Genomic DNA, 15443 nt, shown 5'->3' on the forward strand with positions numbered 1-15443 from the left:
TGGAGGCGGGCGTGGTCAGGGGTGGGGGCGCCCGGACCTGTGGGTGGTCGGGGCGTGGTTGGTACGGGTGTGGGCGCCCGGCCCCGCGTGGGAGGAGTGGCGGCGGGGCCGGGCGCGTCAGGGTCGGCCGGGGGTGTCCGGCCGGGGTCCGCCGGTGGCGGGATCGGGCGCGGTCTGCGATCAGCGCGGGTGGTGCGCGGTCCCCGGGAGCACGTGGAAGTAGCGCCTTGTGCGGTCGCGGCGCGGCAGGGCGGGACGCAGGCGGGGCAGGGCGGCGTCACGCTCGTCGGAGTCGATCTGCTCCAGGCGGGTGCGCAGCCCGCGCAACGTATGGACGGTGACGGTGTTGGGGCCGCCCGTGCGGGGGCGCAGCCGGGTCGCGGTGTACATCCGCCCCGGATGAGGGCCGGTGATCAGCCAGGCATGACCCCACTCCCGGGACAGCCGGGCCCGGGTCAGCGCGGCCACCGCTAGACCCCGGTATCCGTGCGGATCTCGGCCCAGACCCGGGTGCCGCCGGTGTCGTTGTCCACGCCCCAGGTGTGGGCGTATGCGGCGACCAGGGCCAGGCCCCGCCCGGACTCCTCCGCCTCGGATGCGGGACGCGTGCGGGGTGCGGGGACGGGGCGGGGGCCGGCGTCGGTGACGGTGATGCGCACCCGGTCCTCATAGCGGGTCAGGGTCAGGGCGTAGGCACCGCCGGGCCGAGCCGAGCGGGAATGGCGGCAGGCGTTGGTGGCGAGTTCGGAGGTGATGAGGGCGAGGTCGGCCGCGGGGGCGTCGGGCAGGCCGGAGGTGGTGGCGGCCCAGGCGCGGGCGGCGGCCACCCGGGCGGGGACGGCGGCAAAGACCGCGGTGTGGACCTCGGCGAGGGCAGGGGCAGCGGTGCTCATGGCTGCACCGCCCCGGCCCGGCGGGGCAGGTAGGGGCGGATCCGGGAGCGCCTACGGCGCCGGGAATCCCGGACACGGTGGGTCCAGGGGTGGTCGGTAATGTTCGTCATGGTTCCTCTCCTGGGGTTTCAGGGTGGGGAGCAAGGCCCTGTCCGGTGTCGCTAGCACCGAGCAGGGCCGTTTTCACGTCGACCGCCTATTGGCAGGTCGCCCGTGTTCTCCGTACCATCAGACTTGTAGCCCAGGACGTTGTTTCAAAGTAAGTGCGTTGTATCCCGAAAGAAATAGATCCAACTGGAACACGCCACGTAATTTTGGAAACATGACGGGACAAGAATTCGGGACACAACTGGCAAAAGAGCGCAAACAGGCAGGCCACACTCAACGGGCACTTGCTTCGCTCATCCAGGGTTCTGCTTCGTCGCTTTGCAGATGGGAGAATGGCCAGGCAACCCCTCCTCGTGGTGATGTCGAGAAGATCGACAAAGCGCTCGAATCGCGCGGTCGGCTGATCCGGATGTGGGAACTCGCGACCTCAGGGACGTCGCTGCCACCGTGGATGCGTGACATCGGGAGGCTTGAAGAGGCCGCCGAGACGATCGAACTGATCTCGCCCCATGTCGTTCCGGGATTGCTTCAGTCTCCGCTGTACGCGCACATGGTGATGCGGGAGGGGTTACATCCTGGATCTCCAACCGAGATCAAACGACTGGTCTCCGTGCGTTGCTCCCGCTACGATTTGCTCCGTTCGAGGGGCAATCCATGGGTCATCGCCGTCTTTCCAAAGACCGCCTTGACTTGCGTTCCTGAACCCGTGCGAACGGAACAGGTTGCACACCTACTATCCCTCATCGGGTCGAGTAAGGTGCTGATTCATCTACTTCCAGAGGGAACTCTCCTGGTCGGCGTCACATCGATGTTGCTCATGTTCCATCTGCGTGACGGAGGCAAGGCGGCGAGCGCGGATCACGTGTGGGGTAACGTCTTGTATGAGGAAACGTCCAGTTACGACCAACTTGACGGTCTGGTCAAGCGCTCCCTGGGGAGCGCTCTTCCTCCCGAACAGACGCGCATGGCCTTGGAGGAGCTTCGGTGAATCATTGGCACAAGAGTTCGTATAGTTCAGGGGCACAGTCCTGCGTTGAGGTTGCGGAACTTCCCACCGAGGTGCTGGTGCGTGATACGCAAAATCGGACGCTTGGGCAGTTGAGCTTCCCGGCTGAGCAATGGACGGCACTGCTTCGCGACGTCAAATCCGGCTCGCTGTAGTACACATCTCGGCCCTCGGATCCGCTCCACTGGTCCGGGGGCTTTGTGCTGTGCGGGTTGGCGACACCGGGGAGGGGTAGCCCGGGAATTGGGGGTCCGCGCCCTACGATTGCCGGGTGAGCACCGAACCCGCGTCCCCGCCGAGCGCGCTGCAACGCGTCACCCGTGAGGCCGCGGTGCTCGGCGGCGCCGGCTACGCGCTCGCTCTCCAGGCGGTGTGGAAGTCGATCCCGAGGTCGTTGAGGAGCACGTTTCGCGGCTCGGTGATCTGAGGGCGCAGGCACTACCCCCCAGCCAATCACGCACCCTGATTGAGAACGTGCGAGGAGAGTACAAGTGAGCATCATCGAGTCGACTTGGCGCAAGGCCTCCTACAGCAAGGCTGAGACCAATTGTGTTGAGGCGGCGGACACGACAAGTCACGGTAAGGCGATTCGCGATACAGAGCATCGGACGCACTTCCACCTGGTGGTTCCCACCGAGGAATGGGTGGTCCTGCTGCGTGGGGTCAAATCCGAGTCGCTGTAGCCCAAGGAGCTACTTTGAGTGAAATCGCAAGCCAGATCGCAACTCCTAAGAACTGGCACAAGTCCACGTACAGCCAGGCCGACACTAACTGCGTTGAAGTTGCCTACGTCGCGTCTGGCGGTGCTGCCGTTCGGGACACGCAGTACCGCATGATCGGACACCTCACCTTCGACAACGGGGCATGGTCCGCATTCCTCAAGGGAGTCAAGGGAAGCGCACTGTAGCCTCCACACGCGAGGAAGCCCTCGGATCCGCCCCACTGATACGAGGGCTTTGCGCTGTGCGGCGAGAGCGGGGAGTTGGCGACACCGGGGAGGGGTGTCCTGGGAATCTGGGGTCCGAGCCCTACGATTGCCGGGTGAGCACCGAACCCGCGTCCCCGCCGAGCGCGCTGCAACGCGTCACCCGTGAGGCCGCGGTGCTCGGCGGCGCCGGCTACGCGCTCGCGCTCCAGGTCAGCCACCCCTCGGTCGGCCGCGGTGTGGCCGAGCACAGCGACTACGCCGACCGCCCGCTCGACCGCCTGCGCGGCACCCTCACCTTCGTCTACGGTCAGGTGTTCGGCACCCCCGACGAGGCCGAGCGCATCGGCCGGATCGTGCGCGCCATGCACACAACGGTCAACGGCCCCGGCTACGACGCGCTCGACCCCGACCTTCAACTCTGGGTCGCCGCCACCCTGTACGACGGCGGCGTGCGCCTCTACGAACTGGTGGTGGGCCCCCTCACCGACGCCGACAAAGACGCCGCCTACGACGACGCCGCCGTCTTCGCCACCGCGCTGGGCTGCCCTGCCGAGCGCTGGCCGGCCGACCGGGCCGCGTTCGAGGAGTACTGGGCGGCGACCATCGCGGCGATGCGCCCCGACGCCACCGCCCGCACCATCATCCGGAACCTGTCGCGCCCGGCCTCGCTGCCACTGCGCCCGCTGATGCGCCTCCAGATGTTCCTCACAGCGGGGTTGCTGCCCGCGCACCTGCGCGCCCCGCTCGGACTCTCCTGGGATGCCCTTCGGCAGCGCCGGTTCGACCGGCTCCTGGCAGCTGTCCGCACCGTCTATCCGCACCTCCCGGCCGGTGTGCGGCAGCTGCCCATGCGGCTGGTCATGCGGGACATGCGCCGCAGGGCCGGGCGCGGACGGCTGTACCACCGGCGGCGCCCCGGCCGCCCCACCAATTCCAACGGTCCCAGTCGCCGTGACCGCCCCGGATCCCCCGACCAACCCAGTCCCCCAGACCATCCCGACCAATCCACCCACCCCCGGTCCACCCGCCGGGCACGTCGCCGTGGTGCCTGACCCGGGACGGACGGCGTCGCTCGTGCGCGGCTTGGCCGGTGGGACCATCGCGGTCCTCCTCGGCGCCGCCACCGGCGCCGCCGAGTTGCTGTTCGTGTGCTGCGCGGGGATCGCCCTCGCCGCCGCCGCGCCGTGGGGACGCGGGCGCCGCGCCGTTCTGCGCGCGATCCAATCCCTCGCCGCGCGGCTGGTCGGACTGGAACTGCGCCGGTTGTCGTTCTGGGCCGGTATCACCGTGCGGCCGGAGCCGTCGGCGGCGAACGTCGGCTATCTGGCGGCGCGCGCGGTCCCCGGCATCGCCTTCGGCTACCTGTTCGCCGCCCTGGCGTTCCTGACGGTCTTATTCGTCAGCGGCGGGACGGTCGAACTCCTCAGCGGGCACTCCCCCATCATTGAGTTGGAGTTCCCCGGTGTGCGGCTGGTCCAGGATCGGTACATCGTCGCCTACCTGTACGCGGTGCTCACGGTCCTGATGCTGGTCGCACTCACCGCGATCGCGCTCAACGTGGAAAGGCGGCTGGCCCGCCGCCTCCTCGGGCCGAGCGCCCAGGAGCTGCTGCGCCGGCGCATCGACGAGCTGACCGAGACCAGGGCCGGGATCGTCGCGGCGGTCGATGAGGAGCGCCGCCGGATCGAGCGCGACCTCCACGACGGCGTCCAGCAGCGGGTGGTGGCGCTGGCGATGCTGCTGGGCCGGGCCCGGCGGCCGTCCACGGCTGAGCGGACCGCGGCGCTGGTCGCCGACGCCCACACCGAGGCGCAGCAGCTCCTCGGCGAACTGCGCGACGTCGCGTGGCGCGTGTACCCGACGGCGCTGGACGAACTGGGCCTGCGCAACGCGCTGGCGGGCGTCGCCGAACGCGCCGCGCTGCCTGTGAGCATCGACTACGGCCTCCGGTCGCGCCCGGCCCCCGCCGTGCAGACCGCCCTGTACTTCGTCGCCCGCGAGGCCATCACGAACGCGGCGAAGCACGCGGGGGCCGATGATGTGACGGTGGTACTCACCGAGACGGACGAGGAAGGCGGAACCGAGGTGGCCGTGCAGATCACCGACAACGGGCAAGGGGGCGCCGAGCCCGGCGGCAGCGGACTGTCGGGCCTGGCGCGCCGCGTCGCGGCCCTCGACGGCCGATTCGACGTGGCCAGCCCGCCCGGCGGCCCCACCACGGTGACGGCGGTGCTGCCATGCGGCTGATCATCGCCGACGACTCGGTGCTGCTGCGCGAAGGGCTCGTGCGGCTGCTGGTCGAGGAGGGACACGAGGTGGCCGCCGCGGTCGGCGACGCCGACGCCCTCCTCGCGGCGGTCGAGGAGCACCGGCCCGATGTCGCCGTGGTGGACGTCCGGATGCCCCCGGGGCACACCGACGAGGGGCTGCGCGCGGCATTGCGCATCCGGGAGGCGTTCCCCGGTGTCGGGGTGCTGGTCCTCTCCCAGTACGTGGAGAAGCGCTACGCCGCCGAACTGCTGGCCGGAGCGCCCGAGGGGGTGGGGTACCTGCTCAAGGACCGTGTCGCGCAGGTCGGCGAGTTCCTGGACGCGCTCGAACGGGTACACGCGGGCGGTGCGGTGTTCGACCCCGAGGTCGTCCGCCAGCTCCTGGCGCGCACCAGCCACGCCGACCCGGTGTCGCGGCTCACCGACCGCGAGCGCACCGTCTTGGAGGAGATGGCCCAGGGGTTCGGCAACGGCGCCATCGCGGAGCGGCTGTTCGTCTCGCAGAGCGCGGTGGAGAAGCACGTCAACGCGATCTTCGACAAGCTGGACCTGTCGCCCACCACCGGGTACAGCCGCCGCGTCCTGGCGGTCCTGCGCTATCTGGAGGGGTAGGGAGGTGTGCCGCGGGGCGTGGCTCGGCCGGAAGACGGCGCTGACCAGCACGGCCCGCACCGGACCGTCCTGGCGCGAGTTCTCACCGCGCGCAATGCCGGGGATGGGGACGGGGACGGCTGCCGAGAGCGTTCCTTGCCACAACGGACCCGGGCCGGGCTGCCGATGAGCCTGCGCAGCGGTGTCGGCCGAAGCGAAACCCGGGGTTTCGCGACCAGGTCCAGCCTTTGGAGAGCTCCGCGGTCATTGTCCAGGATGTCCTTCGGCCGTCGCTGCTGCGCAGGCTTTCCGGCAGCCTGGCTCCTGTCTCCTGTGGCGGAGGTGCTCTCGCCCGGAACCGTCGCCAAGGGCGGGTGACCATCTGACGAGGGGTGCTCTCGCACGGGACCGTCTTCAGGGCGGAACGGGCGACAACCCGGCGGAGGGCGCTCTCGCACGGGACCGTCTTCAGGGCGGAACGGGGAACAACCCGGCGGAGTGCGCTCTCGCATGGGACTGCCTTCGGGGCGGGTGACCATCTGACGAAGGGCGCTCTCGGGGCGATCCGGCCGGTCCGGGATCACATGCTCGGCTCCGGGACCGCGGTGTGGCGCTTCTGGAGGAGGCGGAGACACTCCTCTGCCGGGGAGTCGGCCGGGGCGGTGTAGACGGTAAGGAACTGGTCGGGGTCGTCGGGCACGTGGAGGGTCTCGTAGTTGAGGGTCATCGGCCCGACGGCGGGATGGTCGAAGCGCTTGTAGCCGTGCGACTTGCTCTTGACCGTGTAACCCGACCAGTGGCGGCGGAACTCCGCGCTCCCCGCGGACAGGTCGGCGATCAGCGTCGCCAATTCGGGGTCGTCGGGGTGGCGGCCCGCGTCGATCCGCAGGTGGCCGACCGTGTCGCGCGCCACGAACTCCCGGTCGGGGTAGAGGCGGACGACGTCCTCGTCCAGCAGGACGAGCCGCGCGAGGTTGCACCGGCGCCGCGGAAGTGCACCGAAATCGGTGATGAGCGCGCACGCGAGCGGGTTCCACGCCAGGATGTCCATCCGCCGGCCGAAGACGAAGGCGGGGGTGCCCTCCACCGCGTCCAGAAGGCGCCGGATGCCGGGGCGCACCTCCTGCGCTTCCCCGCCCTCCGCGCCCGCGCGGTCGAGGGGGCCCGGCAGGTGCCGGGCGATCTGCCGCAGGTGGGCGCGCTCGTCCTCGTTCAGCCGGAGCACGCGGGCCACCGCGTCGAGCACCGCCCCAGACACGTTCTGGCTGCGCCCCTGCTCAAGCCGGACGTAGTAGTCGACGCTGATGCCCGTGAGGTACGCCAGCTCCTCGCGGCGCAACCCCTGAACCCTGCGCTGCCCGCCGCCCCGGGCCAGCCCGACGTCCTCGGGCTGGAGCCGCGCGCGGCGCGACCGCAAGAACTCGCCCAGATCGGTACGCCGCTTCGTCACGCCGTTCCTCCTTCACTTGTTTCGCTCAACGTCCCCCCACGCCCCCAACGTCCCCCACGGCCAGCCTGGTTCCGGCAGTACCCAGGTTCACCGGACCCTGGGATGAGGGGAACAGCGGGACCCGGGCCCGCAACCGGCGATGATCACCGGGTGGGACCCCGCGGAGGTGGTCCCCTGACAAGGAGCCCCGCATTGCGTGATCACACCCTGACCCGCCGGACCCTGCTGACGGCGGGCGCCGCCGCCACCACCCTGGCCGTCGCGGCACCCGCGGCCCTGGCCGAATCCCCGGCCGCCGCCGGGCCCGACCAAGGACGCTTTCCCAGCTCCTACGTCCTGCCCGGTGACCGCGCCTTTCCGACCGGCATGGCCTTCGACGCCCGCACCGGCTATTTCTACGTCGGCAGCGCCTCCTCGGGCATCCTCTACCGGGGCCATGTGAACAAGCGTGCGCTGCGCGAGTGGTCACCCGATGGCCAGGACGGCCGCTCCGTCACCTCCGGCATCACGACGGACGGTGCGGGGCTGCTGTTCGTGGGCGGCGGCACCACCGGAACGCTGCGGGTCTACGCCGCGGCGTCGGGAAAGATGCTGGCCCGGCTGAACGGCGCCGAGGGCGGCTTCCTCAACGAGCCGACGGCGGCGGACGACGGCACCGTCTACGCCACCGACTCCTTCCGCCCGGTCATCTACCGCATCACGCGCACCGGCGGCAGCTGGACCATGGAGCACTGGCTCGACGTCTCCCGCACTCCGATCGACTGGGTCGACGGCCAGCACAACCTGAACGGCATCACCGTGGCAGGCCGCCACCTGCTCACCGTCAACAGCAACACCGGGCAGCTCTGGCGCATCGACCGCGACACCCGCGAGGTGGCGGAGGTCGACCTGGGCGACCGCTCGCTCGTCAACGGCGACGTGCTCATCTGGGACGCGGGGCGGCTGCTCGCGGTGCAGGGCAACCTCAACTCCATCCCGGGGCTCGAACCCCAGGTGGCGGTGGTCGCGATGGACGAGGACCTCCTCCGGGGCCGCTACACGGGCAGGTACGTGCCGCCCGGGGGATTCCTGCACCCCAGCTCGGCGGTCCTGGCGCGCGGCCGGCTGCTGGTCGTCAACAGCCAGTACAACCGGTGGATCAACGGGCTGCCGCCCGAGTCCCTGCCGTTCACCGTCTCCAGCCTCCAGGTCGGCGACATGATCCCGGCGGGCTGAGTGGCTGTTGGGGTGCCGGTCTGGCCTGTTCCGGTGAGGATGTGCGTCGGCGGTCGCTGCTGCGCAGCAGCGACCGCCGAAACACGTCCTCACGGCCGAATCAGGACCGGAACCCCCAACAGCCTCTGAGCCAGCCTCTGAGCCGTACCGTACCGTGCCGCGGCACGGCGCGCGGGTGCGGTGCCCCTGACCCCGGCACCGTGCCCGCCCGCCGTGCCGCGGACACGGGCATCGACCGCCCGCCCGCAGCGCCGCGAGCGGACGCCCGCCTGCCGGGCGCCCGCCTGCCGGGCGCCCGCTTGCCGGGCCTCGCGTAACGCGCCGGTGCGGCTGCGGGGCGGCCCGGGCCCCGAAGCGTAGGCTCACACACTATGGATGTTCAGCCGTGGGTGTGGGGCGTGACCGTCGTGGTCCTCGTCGCCGTCATCGCCGCCGACTTCGTCGTCGTCACCCGCCGCCCGCACGAACCGTCCAACACCGAGTCCGCCGTGTGGGTCTCCGTCTACGTCGGGCTCGCGATCGTGTTCGGCATCGGGCTGTGGACGCTCGCCGGGCCGGGCCCCGGGCTGGACTTCTTCACCGGGTGGATCGTCGAGTACTCGATGAGCCTGGACAACCTCTTCGTCTTCATCCTGCTTTTCGGCGCGTTCTCCGTGCCGCGCGTCCACCGCCAGCGGGCCCTGCTCATCGGTATCGCGCTGAGCCTGCTGTTCCGCGGCGTGTTCATCGCGCTGGGCGCCGCTGTCGTCGAGCGGTTCGCCGCCGTGTTCTTCCTGTTCGGCGCCGTCCTGCTGTACACGGCGTGGACGCTGATCACGGGGAAGGACGGTGACCAGGAGGAGTACCACGACAACGCCGCCATGCGGCTGGTGCGGCGCGGCCTGCCGACCACCGACCGCTATCACGGCGCGCGGATGACCGTCCGCGAGTCGGGGCGACTGCTGGCCACCCCGATGCTGCTGGTGATCGTGGCGCTGGGCCTGACCGACGTCATGTTCGCCCTCGATTCCATTCCGGCGGTCTTCGGCATCACCGACGACCCCTACATCGTGTTCACGGCGAACGCGTTCGCGCTCATGGGGCTGCGGCAGCTGTACTTCCTCCTCGGCGGCCTGCTGGGGCGGCTCGTGTACCTCAACACGGGGTTGGCGCTGGTGCTCGCCTTCATCGGGGCGAAGCTGCTCCTGCACGCCTTGAACGCGACCACTTCCCTGCCCATACCGGAGATCCCCACCTGGCTGTCGCTGGTGGTCATCCTCGTCATCCTGCTGGTCACCGCCATCGCGAGCGTGATCGCCGCGCGGCGGGCGGGTTCGGGTCCCGGGTCGGACTCGGGGGCGGGTTCCGGGGCGGGGTCTGACTCCGGCTCAGGTTCCGGGTCGGACTCGGGGGCGGACTCGGGGGCGGACTCCGGCTCGGGTCCCAGGGCGGGGTCTGACTCCGGCTCGGGTGCCGGTGCCTACCGCGGCGGGCCGGAGGACGCGTCCGAGACGGGCGGGCACGGCGACCCTCCGGCGTCCGGGCGCGCCTGACACGACGTCCGGTGATCCTATGGGCGCCGACCGCACGCGCGCCTTCCGCGGCCGCCGAAGGGCCGGACGCCGGACGTTTTGTCGCGACTCCCCCATGCGGCGCGCACGGGTAGGGCAAAATCATCGTGATCCGGCTCTGATCCAGTGCGAGGACGGGTGTCGTGGACGACAACGGGCAGCGCCATGCTTTACGGACGGTATTCGACGCGACGGCCGAGAAGTACGAGCGCACTCGGCCGGTCTTCCCACCGCGGTTATTCGATGACCTGGTCAAATGCTCCGGTCTCACCGCCGGGGACCGGGTTGTCGAGATCGGCTGCGGCACCGGCCAGGCGACCGTTCCCCTGGCCGAGCGAGGGCTCGACATCACGGCCGTCGACCCGGGCGCCGAACTGGCGGCCATCGCCCGGCGCCGACTGGCCAAATTCGCGGCCGCCCGCGTGCTGACCACGTCCTTCGAGGACTGGAATCCCCGCGACGCCCCGTTCGACGCCGTCGTCGCCGTCAACTCGCTGCACTGGATCGACCCGCTGCGCCGCTACGCGAAACCGTCGGAGCTGCTTAGGGAGGGCGGCGCCATGATCGTGGGCAGCTGCCGCTGGGCGCGGCCCGTTGACGCGGACCGCTTCTGGACCGACGTCCAAGAGGACTACCGGGCGGTGGGCTACACGGGCGAGCCGCCGCTGCCGCCCGAGCAGATCGGCCCATGGCATTTCCCCGCCGAAGCCGGACCCTTCTTCGAGGAGACGGCGTGCCTGCGCCACCCCTTCACCGTCCGCTATAGCGCAGAGGACTACCTCGCGATCCTCGCCACCCAGTCGGGCACGTACGCACTCGGTGCGGCGCGGAGCGCCGAGTTCCTCTCGCGGGTGCGAGACCGGCTGGAGTCGCTGGGCTCGCCTGAGCTGACCGTCTCGTTCGTCGGCCAGGTGACCGTGGGGCGCCGGAGGACGCGGCCCTGACGTCCCACGGTCGGCCTCGCCCCCGACCCGGGGCCGACGCCGCACTGTGCGGCTGATTCGGTTGGCAATGCAGTACTCGTGAGCCCGCGTGGAGACAGCGGACTATCCCTCCCCCGCCTCCGGCAGGAGGGAGCCGAGGGGGCCCAGGTCGAGGTTGAGGTCGGCGGCGGTGAGCCCGTAGCGGTCGCGCAGCTCGGTCATGCGCTCCTCCAGCAGCATGAGCGTCATACCGATGCGCTCCTCCTGCTCCTCGGTGAGGTCGCCCTGGTCGACCCGGCGCAGCGCCTGGCGTTCCATGAGCTGGCGGACCAGTTCGACCACGGTGAGGACCAGCTTGATCAGGTCGCGTTCGACGGTGTCGGGGTCGGTGGCGATGCGCCGGCGCAGGTCGTCGGATGCCGTACCCGAGCGAGGTGCCCGGGACCCTCCCGCAACCGTGCCCGAGTGGGGCGCCGGGGGCTCCCCCGCCGCCGCTCCCGAACGAGGCGCCCGGGACTCCCCCGCTGCGGTGCCGTCGAGGGCGTTCTGGAGTTCGCCGAGGATGTCGCGCGGCGCGTCGTCGAGGTCGCGCACCGCGTCGCGGTGCGGTTCGAGTGGGCCGTCGTCGGGACGGCCGCTGCCGCGCCGCCCGTGCAGGTCCGCCATGGCGGTCCTCCCTTCCGTTTTCATCGGGTGCGACGGCCGCTGTCAGTCCTGGCGTACCCACCCGGACAGGGGGTGGCCGTGCTCCCACGGCGAGGGGACGTCCTCGTTGATCGAGGACACCAGGGCGCGCAGCGACACGCGCACGAGGTCGACGTCCGCGATGGAGATGGTGAGGTCGCCGGTGATGACGACGCCTTTGGCGAGGACCCGGTCGAGCAGGTCCACCAGGGAGACGTCGCGGTTCGCCAGCGGGTGGTCCTCGTCCAGCATCCGGCTCAGCGAATGCGACTCCTCGGGGAAGCCGGTGAACGAGCCTCCGCTCTCGGTAGCGCCTGCGGACTCCGGGCGGCTCACGTCCGCTCCCCTTCCTGGTCGAGCGACGCGAACGAGTACGGCGCCCACGGCCCGGACCCGTCGATCCTGGTGCCGTCGGGCGCCTCGGCGCGCAGCCGCTCCAGGGTGGCGAGGAAGTTCGCGGCGTGCTCTTCGGGGACCAGGTACGCGGCGTTGAGCACGTTCTCCCCCGCCGCGCCGGACAACGACGCGTCCTGGGGGCGGTGCCGCTCGCGCGCCTCCGACCATTCGCGCAGCGCGGCGTCTGTCCGGTCGACAAGGTCGGCGGCCGCCTGCCAGGTGTCGTCGCGGCGCTCGCGCTGCGCGCGCCGTTTGCGCAGGTACGCCTTTCCGGGGCTGGTGTCCGGCGGCGCCTGCTCCTGCCGGGCCGGTGCCGGTGCGGCGGCACGGACCTTGGGGTCGGCGTAGATCTTCACCCCGAACTCCAGTCGGCCGGTCAGCCGCCGCAGGGCGCGGTCGAACACCGCGTAGTCGTCGCTGAGCACCGTCCGCACCCGGTCGTCGCTGTGGTAGACGGTCGCCAGCCGCAGCGGGACCGCGACGGTGGCGCGCGCGGCCGCTTCGACCACCGAATGGTGCGCCCTGGCGACCTCCTCCAGCCAGCGCAGGTCCTCCAGGTTCGCCTTCAGCGCGTCCGCGTCGAACTCGTGCAGCGGGACGGTGCTGACCACCGCCGCGAGGTCGTCCTGGACGACCAGGTGCACGGGGTACCCGCCGACGCCGGTCACGGATTCGAGGGGGTCGGGGCCGAACGGGCGGGCCACGGCGTAGACGTAGCTCGCGCGGGCCGTCTCACTCATTCGCCGTCCTTCCGCTTCGCGCCGCCGCGGCTCCGCGCCGCCGTACCGGACTTCGCGACCCCGCTCTTGTTCGCCGCGTCCCCGATGCTGCCGCCGGAGCCATCGCCGCGGGTCTGCGCCGCAGTACCTGACTTCGAGGCCCCGGACTTCGCGGGCCTGCTCTTCGCCGCGGGCGCCTCGGCGGTGCCGGAGGCGTCCTCGGTGCTGCCGGAGGCGTCGCCCGCCCCCTGTTCCAGGGCCGGGGAGTCGCGCTCCTCCAGTGCGGCGATGCGCTCGCGCAGCGCGCGGTTCTCGTCGGCGAGCTCCTCGTCGCCGCGGCTCATGGCGCTGGAGGACAGGGCGGGGTCCTGCTCCCACCAGTCGATCCCCATCTCCTTGGCCTTGTCGACCGAGGCGACCAGCAGCCGCAGCTTGATGGTGAGGAGTTCGATGTCGAGCAGGTTGATCTTGATGTCGCCGGCGATGACGACGCCTTTGTCGAGCACACGCTCCAGCACATCGGCGAGGTTCGCGCTGCTCCCGTTCCCGCCGCGGGATCGGATCTCGCGCGGTTCGCCCCGCCATGGTGTCGGCTCAGTCACGTCCGGCCTCCCACTCTTCGATAGGGCCGGCGGTCCGGCGGACCGCCGGACCGCGCGGCGCCCCCGCGGTGCGGTGGCGCCGCGACCCGGTCAGTTCAGCGCCGGGCCGCCGCAGTGCGCTCCTCCTCTTCCTCGTACTCGTCGTCCTCGGCGCGCTCGTCCTCCTCCTCGGGGCGATCTTCCTCGTCCTCGTACTCGTCGTCCTCGAACTCCTCCACCTCGGCGTCGGGGTCGCGCTCGGCGTCCTCGTCCTCCTCGGACTCCTCGTCGTCGAGTTCCTCGTCGTCCTCAGCGCGCTCGTCGCCGGGGTGCTCCTCGTCGTCGGCGTCCTCGGACTCGGCCGCCGCCAGTTCGGCGAGTTCGGTCCGCTGGTCCTCGTCCAGCTCGGCGAGTTCCGCGCGCTCGTCCTCGTCCAGCTCGGCCAGCTCGTCCCACTGCTCGTCGGTGAGACCGGCCTCCTCCAGCGCGAGGGAGTCCTCGTGGCTGAGGATGACGTCGCCTTCGCGGATCTCACCGCGCCAGCCGTCGAGCTCCTCGGTGTCGGCCTGGGCCATCATCATGACCTGGCGCCGGTAGTGCTTGAGGTCCAGCCGCAGGCGGCGGCCCTGGGCCCGCCAGATGTTGCCGGTGCGCTCGAACAGGCCCTTGGGGTAGTACTCCACGACCAGCAGCACGCGGGTGAGGTGGTCGCCCATCGGGTGGAAGGTCACCACGCCCTTGGTGGTGCCCTTGGCCGCCTCGGACGACCAGGCGATCCGGTAGTCCTGGATCTGCTCGGTGACGCTCGCCTTCCAGCTGCGCGTCGACCAGAAGATCTTGGCCTTCCAGTTGGACGACGTGTCGTCGGTCTTCTCGACGCTCTGCACGCCCTTGGCGAAGCTGCCGAAGTCGGGGAAGCGGGTCCACTGGTTGTAGGCGACCCGGACCGGGACACCCACGTCGATGTTCTCGACGATGTTGATGGCCTTGGGACCGCTGCCGCCGCTGCCGCCGGTGAGCTTGCCGAACATGCCCTTGATCTTGTCCTTGATGCCCTTGCCTCCCGCCGCTGCCGCGGCCTTGGCGGGGCTCTTGCCTTCGGCGAGCTTCTTGCCGCCGGTGGCGAGCATGCCCACGGTGCCGCCGGCCTGGCCGGTCGCCGCCTTCTGGGCGACGCCGCCGAGCTTCTCCGCCGCCCCGGTGACCATGCTGGTCGCCTTGGTGGTGAGGTAGCCCTGGACGGCGTCGGCGAGCTTCGCCGTGCCCTCGTTCTTGTCCGCCGCGGCGCGCAGCCGGGTCAGGGGGCCCGCGTTGCTGTCAGCCACGGTCATCACCGCCGCTCTTGGTGCCGCGCGAGCGGGTCGCCGTCCCGGACTTCGCCGGACCGGACTTCGCGCCGCCCGACTTGGCGCCGCCCGACTTCGTGCCGCCCGACTTCGTACCGCCGGACGCCGACGAGCCCGCCTTGGCGGGGCTCTTGCGCTTGGGCGCCGCGCGGGTGCCGCGCTGGGCCGCTGTGGCGGCGCCGCGCCGGCCGGCGGTGGCCTTCTTCGCGGCGGTTCCGGACTTCTCGGCGGAACCCTTGCCGGACCCGCTCTTCGCGGTGTCGTCCTTGTCGGACTCGTCCCGCTCCGACTCGTCCCGCTCCGACTCGTCCGCGCCGGTCTCCTCGGCGGTGTCGTCCGCCGGGGACTCCGACCGGCCGGTGGCCGCGCCGATGGCGCCCTTCGCCGCGCCGGTCGCACCGGACGCGGTGTCGGTGGCGGTGTCGGCGGTGTCGGACACGGTCTCCGTCGCGCCGTTCTTCAGGCGCTCGGTGCGGTCGTTGAGGGAGTCGGCCAGGTTGCCGGCCAACCGACCGGCGAGCTTGCCCGCCGCGTCCTTGCCGACCGTGACGACCTGCTCGCGCGTCTGGTCCTTCAGCTCGCCGACGACGGGGAGGTTCGACAGTTCCTTCGTCAAGCCCTTGAGCAGCATCGCCGGATTGATGTTCAGCTTCTTTGCCGCGAGGTAGACGCCGAGCCCGACAGCGAGCTTGAGCTTTCTGCGTCTCCCCAGGATGTAGCCGCCGACCGCGGCGGCCACGATCTTGGCGGTCGTGCCGGTGTTTCCCATGGGTTCACCTTCGT

At 70.9% G+C, this 15443-nt stretch carries 20 protein-coding genes; 11 read left to right on the forward strand and 9 right to left on the reverse strand.

All coding sequences use genetic code 11. The annotated features are described in order from the left end of the window. Positions 1-180: 180 nt before the first annotated feature. Entirely contained in the window at positions 181-390 is a 210-nt protein-coding gene (locus tag CLV63_RS10155) for a hypothetical protein (protein WP_170134194.1), read from the reverse strand. 80 nt (positions 391-470) lie between these two features. Beyond that, positions 471-893, reverse strand: a complete 423-nt coding sequence (locus tag CLV63_RS10160) for an ATP-binding protein (protein WP_106582718.1) — start codon at positions 891-893, stop codon at positions 471-473. Between the two features lie 322 nt (positions 894-1215). On the opposite strand from CLV63_RS10160, the gene CLV63_RS10165 reads away from it, so the two are divergent. The 8 genes from CLV63_RS10165 to CLV63_RS10195 all read left to right on the forward strand — a co-directional run bounded on the left by CLV63_RS10165 (position 1216) and on the right by CLV63_RS10195 (position 5817). After that, a complete protein-coding gene (locus tag CLV63_RS10165) occupies positions 1216-1989 on the forward strand; it encodes a helix-turn-helix domain-containing protein (protein WP_106582719.1) in 774 nt (257 codons plus the stop codon). After that, the gene (locus CLV63_RS10170) at positions 1986-2162 is read left to right on the forward strand and encodes a DUF397 domain-containing protein (RefSeq protein WP_106582720.1); all 177 of its coding nucleotides are present in this window, start codon (positions 1986-1988) and stop codon (positions 2160-2162) included. The genes CLV63_RS10165 and CLV63_RS10170 overlap by 4 nt, the downstream gene beginning before the upstream one ends. Positions 2163-2278: 116 nt before the next feature. After that, the gene (locus CLV63_RS33515; RefSeq protein ID WP_170134195.1) at positions 2279-2434 is read left to right on the forward strand and encodes a hypothetical protein; all 156 of its coding nucleotides are present in this window, start codon (positions 2279-2281) and stop codon (positions 2432-2434) included. Between the two features lie 64 nt (positions 2435-2498). Beyond that, complete coding sequence (locus CLV63_RS10175; RefSeq protein ID WP_245928700.1) at positions 2499-2690, forward strand: DUF397 domain-containing protein; 192 nt, start codon at positions 2499-2501, stop codon at positions 2688-2690. A gap of 14 nt (positions 2691-2704) precedes the next feature. Next, complete coding sequence (locus tag CLV63_RS10180) at positions 2705-2914, forward strand: DUF397 domain-containing protein (protein ID WP_245928701.1); 210 nt, start codon at positions 2705-2707, stop codon at positions 2912-2914. A gap of 134 nt (positions 2915-3048) precedes the next feature. Next, positions 3049-3987 carry an oxygenase MpaB family protein gene (locus CLV63_RS10185; RefSeq protein WP_245928702.1) on the forward strand — a complete coding sequence of 313 codons (939 nt, stop codon included), beginning with the start codon at positions 3049-3051 and terminating at the stop codon, positions 3985-3987. Then, on the forward strand, positions 3980-5182 hold the full coding sequence (locus tag CLV63_RS34485; protein WP_245928703.1) for a sensor histidine kinase: 1203 nt from the start codon (positions 3980-3982) through the stop codon (positions 5180-5182). Before CLV63_RS10185 ends, CLV63_RS34485 begins: the two co-directional genes overlap by 8 nt. After that, positions 5173-5817 carry a response regulator transcription factor gene (locus CLV63_RS10195; protein ID WP_106582723.1) on the forward strand — a complete coding sequence of 215 codons (645 nt, stop codon included), beginning with the start codon at positions 5173-5175 and terminating at the stop codon, positions 5815-5817. Before CLV63_RS34485 ends, CLV63_RS10195 begins: the two co-directional genes overlap by 10 nt. Positions 5818-6376: 559 nt before the next feature. On the opposite strand, the gene CLV63_RS10200 is transcribed toward CLV63_RS10195, so the two are convergent. Further along, on the reverse strand, positions 6377-7246 hold the full coding sequence (locus tag CLV63_RS10200; protein WP_106582724.1) for a helix-turn-helix domain-containing protein: 870 nt from the start codon (positions 7244-7246) through the stop codon (positions 6377-6379). A 192-nt stretch (positions 7247-7438) separates the two neighbouring features. On the opposite strand from CLV63_RS10200, the gene CLV63_RS10205 reads away from it, so the two are divergent. The 3 genes from CLV63_RS10205 (at position 7439) to CLV63_RS10215 (ending at position 10955) form a co-directional block, all read left to right on the forward strand. Beyond that, a complete protein-coding gene (locus tag CLV63_RS10205) occupies positions 7439-8461 on the forward strand; it encodes a hypothetical protein (protein WP_106582725.1) in 1023 nt (340 codons plus the stop codon). 371 nt (positions 8462-8832) lie between these two features. Continuing rightward, positions 8833-9993, forward strand: a complete 1161-nt coding sequence (locus tag CLV63_RS10210) for a TerC/Alx family metal homeostasis membrane protein (RefSeq protein ID WP_106582726.1) — start codon at positions 8833-8835, stop codon at positions 9991-9993. A 161-nt stretch (positions 9994-10154) separates the two neighbouring features. Then, positions 10155-10955, forward strand: coding sequence for a class I SAM-dependent methyltransferase (locus tag CLV63_RS10215; RefSeq protein WP_106582727.1), 801 nt, complete (start codon positions 10155-10157; stop codon positions 10953-10955). 102 nt (positions 10956-11057) lie between these two features. Here CLV63_RS10215 and CLV63_RS34025 read toward each other — a convergent pair whose 3' ends face one another. The 6 genes from CLV63_RS34025 to CLV63_RS10245 form a co-directional block, all read right to left on the reverse strand. Then, positions 11058-11600, reverse strand: a complete 543-nt coding sequence (locus CLV63_RS34025; protein ID WP_211301243.1) for a gas vesicle protein K — start codon at positions 11598-11600, stop codon at positions 11058-11060. Between the two features lie 42 nt (positions 11601-11642). Beyond that, on the reverse strand, positions 11643-11870 hold the full coding sequence (locus CLV63_RS10225; RefSeq protein WP_106582932.1) for a gas vesicle protein GvpJ: 228 nt from the start codon (positions 11868-11870) through the stop codon (positions 11643-11645). Between the two features lie 80 nt (positions 11871-11950). Beyond that, positions 11951-12754 carry a GvpL/GvpF family gas vesicle protein gene (locus CLV63_RS10230; RefSeq protein WP_106582728.1) on the reverse strand — a complete coding sequence of 268 codons (804 nt, stop codon included), beginning with the start codon at positions 12752-12754 and terminating at the stop codon, positions 11951-11953. Beyond that, positions 12751-13335 (reverse strand): gas vesicle protein, encoded by a 585-nt coding sequence (locus CLV63_RS35000; protein ID WP_106582729.1) that lies wholly within the window; start codon positions 13333-13335, stop codon positions 12751-12753. The genes CLV63_RS10230 and CLV63_RS35000 overlap by 4 nt, the downstream gene beginning before the upstream one ends. Positions 13336-13430: 95 nt before the next feature. Continuing rightward, positions 13431-14645, reverse strand: coding sequence for an SRPBCC family protein (locus tag CLV63_RS10240; RefSeq protein ID WP_106582730.1), 1215 nt, complete (start codon positions 14643-14645; stop codon positions 13431-13433). Further along, entirely contained in the window at positions 14632-15429 is a 798-nt protein-coding gene (locus CLV63_RS10245) for a hypothetical protein (RefSeq protein ID WP_106582731.1), read from the reverse strand. Before CLV63_RS10245 ends, CLV63_RS10240 begins: the two co-directional genes overlap by 14 nt. Positions 15430-15443 lie beyond the last annotated feature (14 nt).

The organism is Murinocardiopsis flavida (genome assembly GCF_003014485.1).
Classification (GTDB): domain Bacteria; phylum Actinomycetota; class Actinomycetes; order Streptosporangiales; family Streptosporangiaceae; genus Murinocardiopsis; species Murinocardiopsis flavida.

Coding starts and splice junctions, on each gene's coding strand:
- CLV63_RS10155 (WP_170134194.1), bottom strand. CDS start 390: ATGTACACCGCGACCCGGCTGCGCCCCCGCACGGGCGGCCCCAACACC.
- CLV63_RS10160 (WP_106582718.1), bottom strand. CDS start 893: ATGAGCACCGCTGCCCCTGCCCTCGCCGAGGTCCACACCGCGGTCTTT.
- CLV63_RS10165 (WP_106582719.1), top strand. CDS start 1,216: ATGACGGGACAAGAATTCGGGACACAACTGGCAAAAGAGCGCAAACAG.
- CLV63_RS10195 (WP_106582723.1), top strand. CDS start 5,173: ATGCGGCTGATCATCGCCGACGACTCGGTGCTGCTGCGCGAAGGGCTC.
- CLV63_RS10210 (WP_106582726.1), top strand. CDS start 8,833: ATGGATGTTCAGCCGTGGGTGTGGGGCGTGACCGTCGTGGTCCTCGTC.
- CLV63_RS34025 (WP_211301243.1), bottom strand. CDS start 11,600: ATGGCGGACCTGCACGGGCGGCGCGGCAGCGGCCGTCCCGACGACGGC.
- CLV63_RS10225 (WP_106582932.1), bottom strand. CDS start 11,870: ATGCTGGACGAGGACCACCCGCTGGCGAACCGCGACGTCTCCCTGGTG.
- CLV63_RS10230 (WP_106582728.1), bottom strand. CDS start 12,754: ATGAGTGAGACGGCCCGCGCGAGCTACGTCTACGCCGTGGCCCGCCCG.
- CLV63_RS10240 (WP_106582730.1), bottom strand. CDS start 14,645: ATGACCGTGGCTGACAGCAACGCGGGCCCCCTGACCCGGCTGCGCGCC.
- CLV63_RS10245 (WP_106582731.1), bottom strand. CDS start 15,429: ATGGGAAACACCGGCACGACCGCCAAGATCGTGGCCGCCGCGGTCGGC.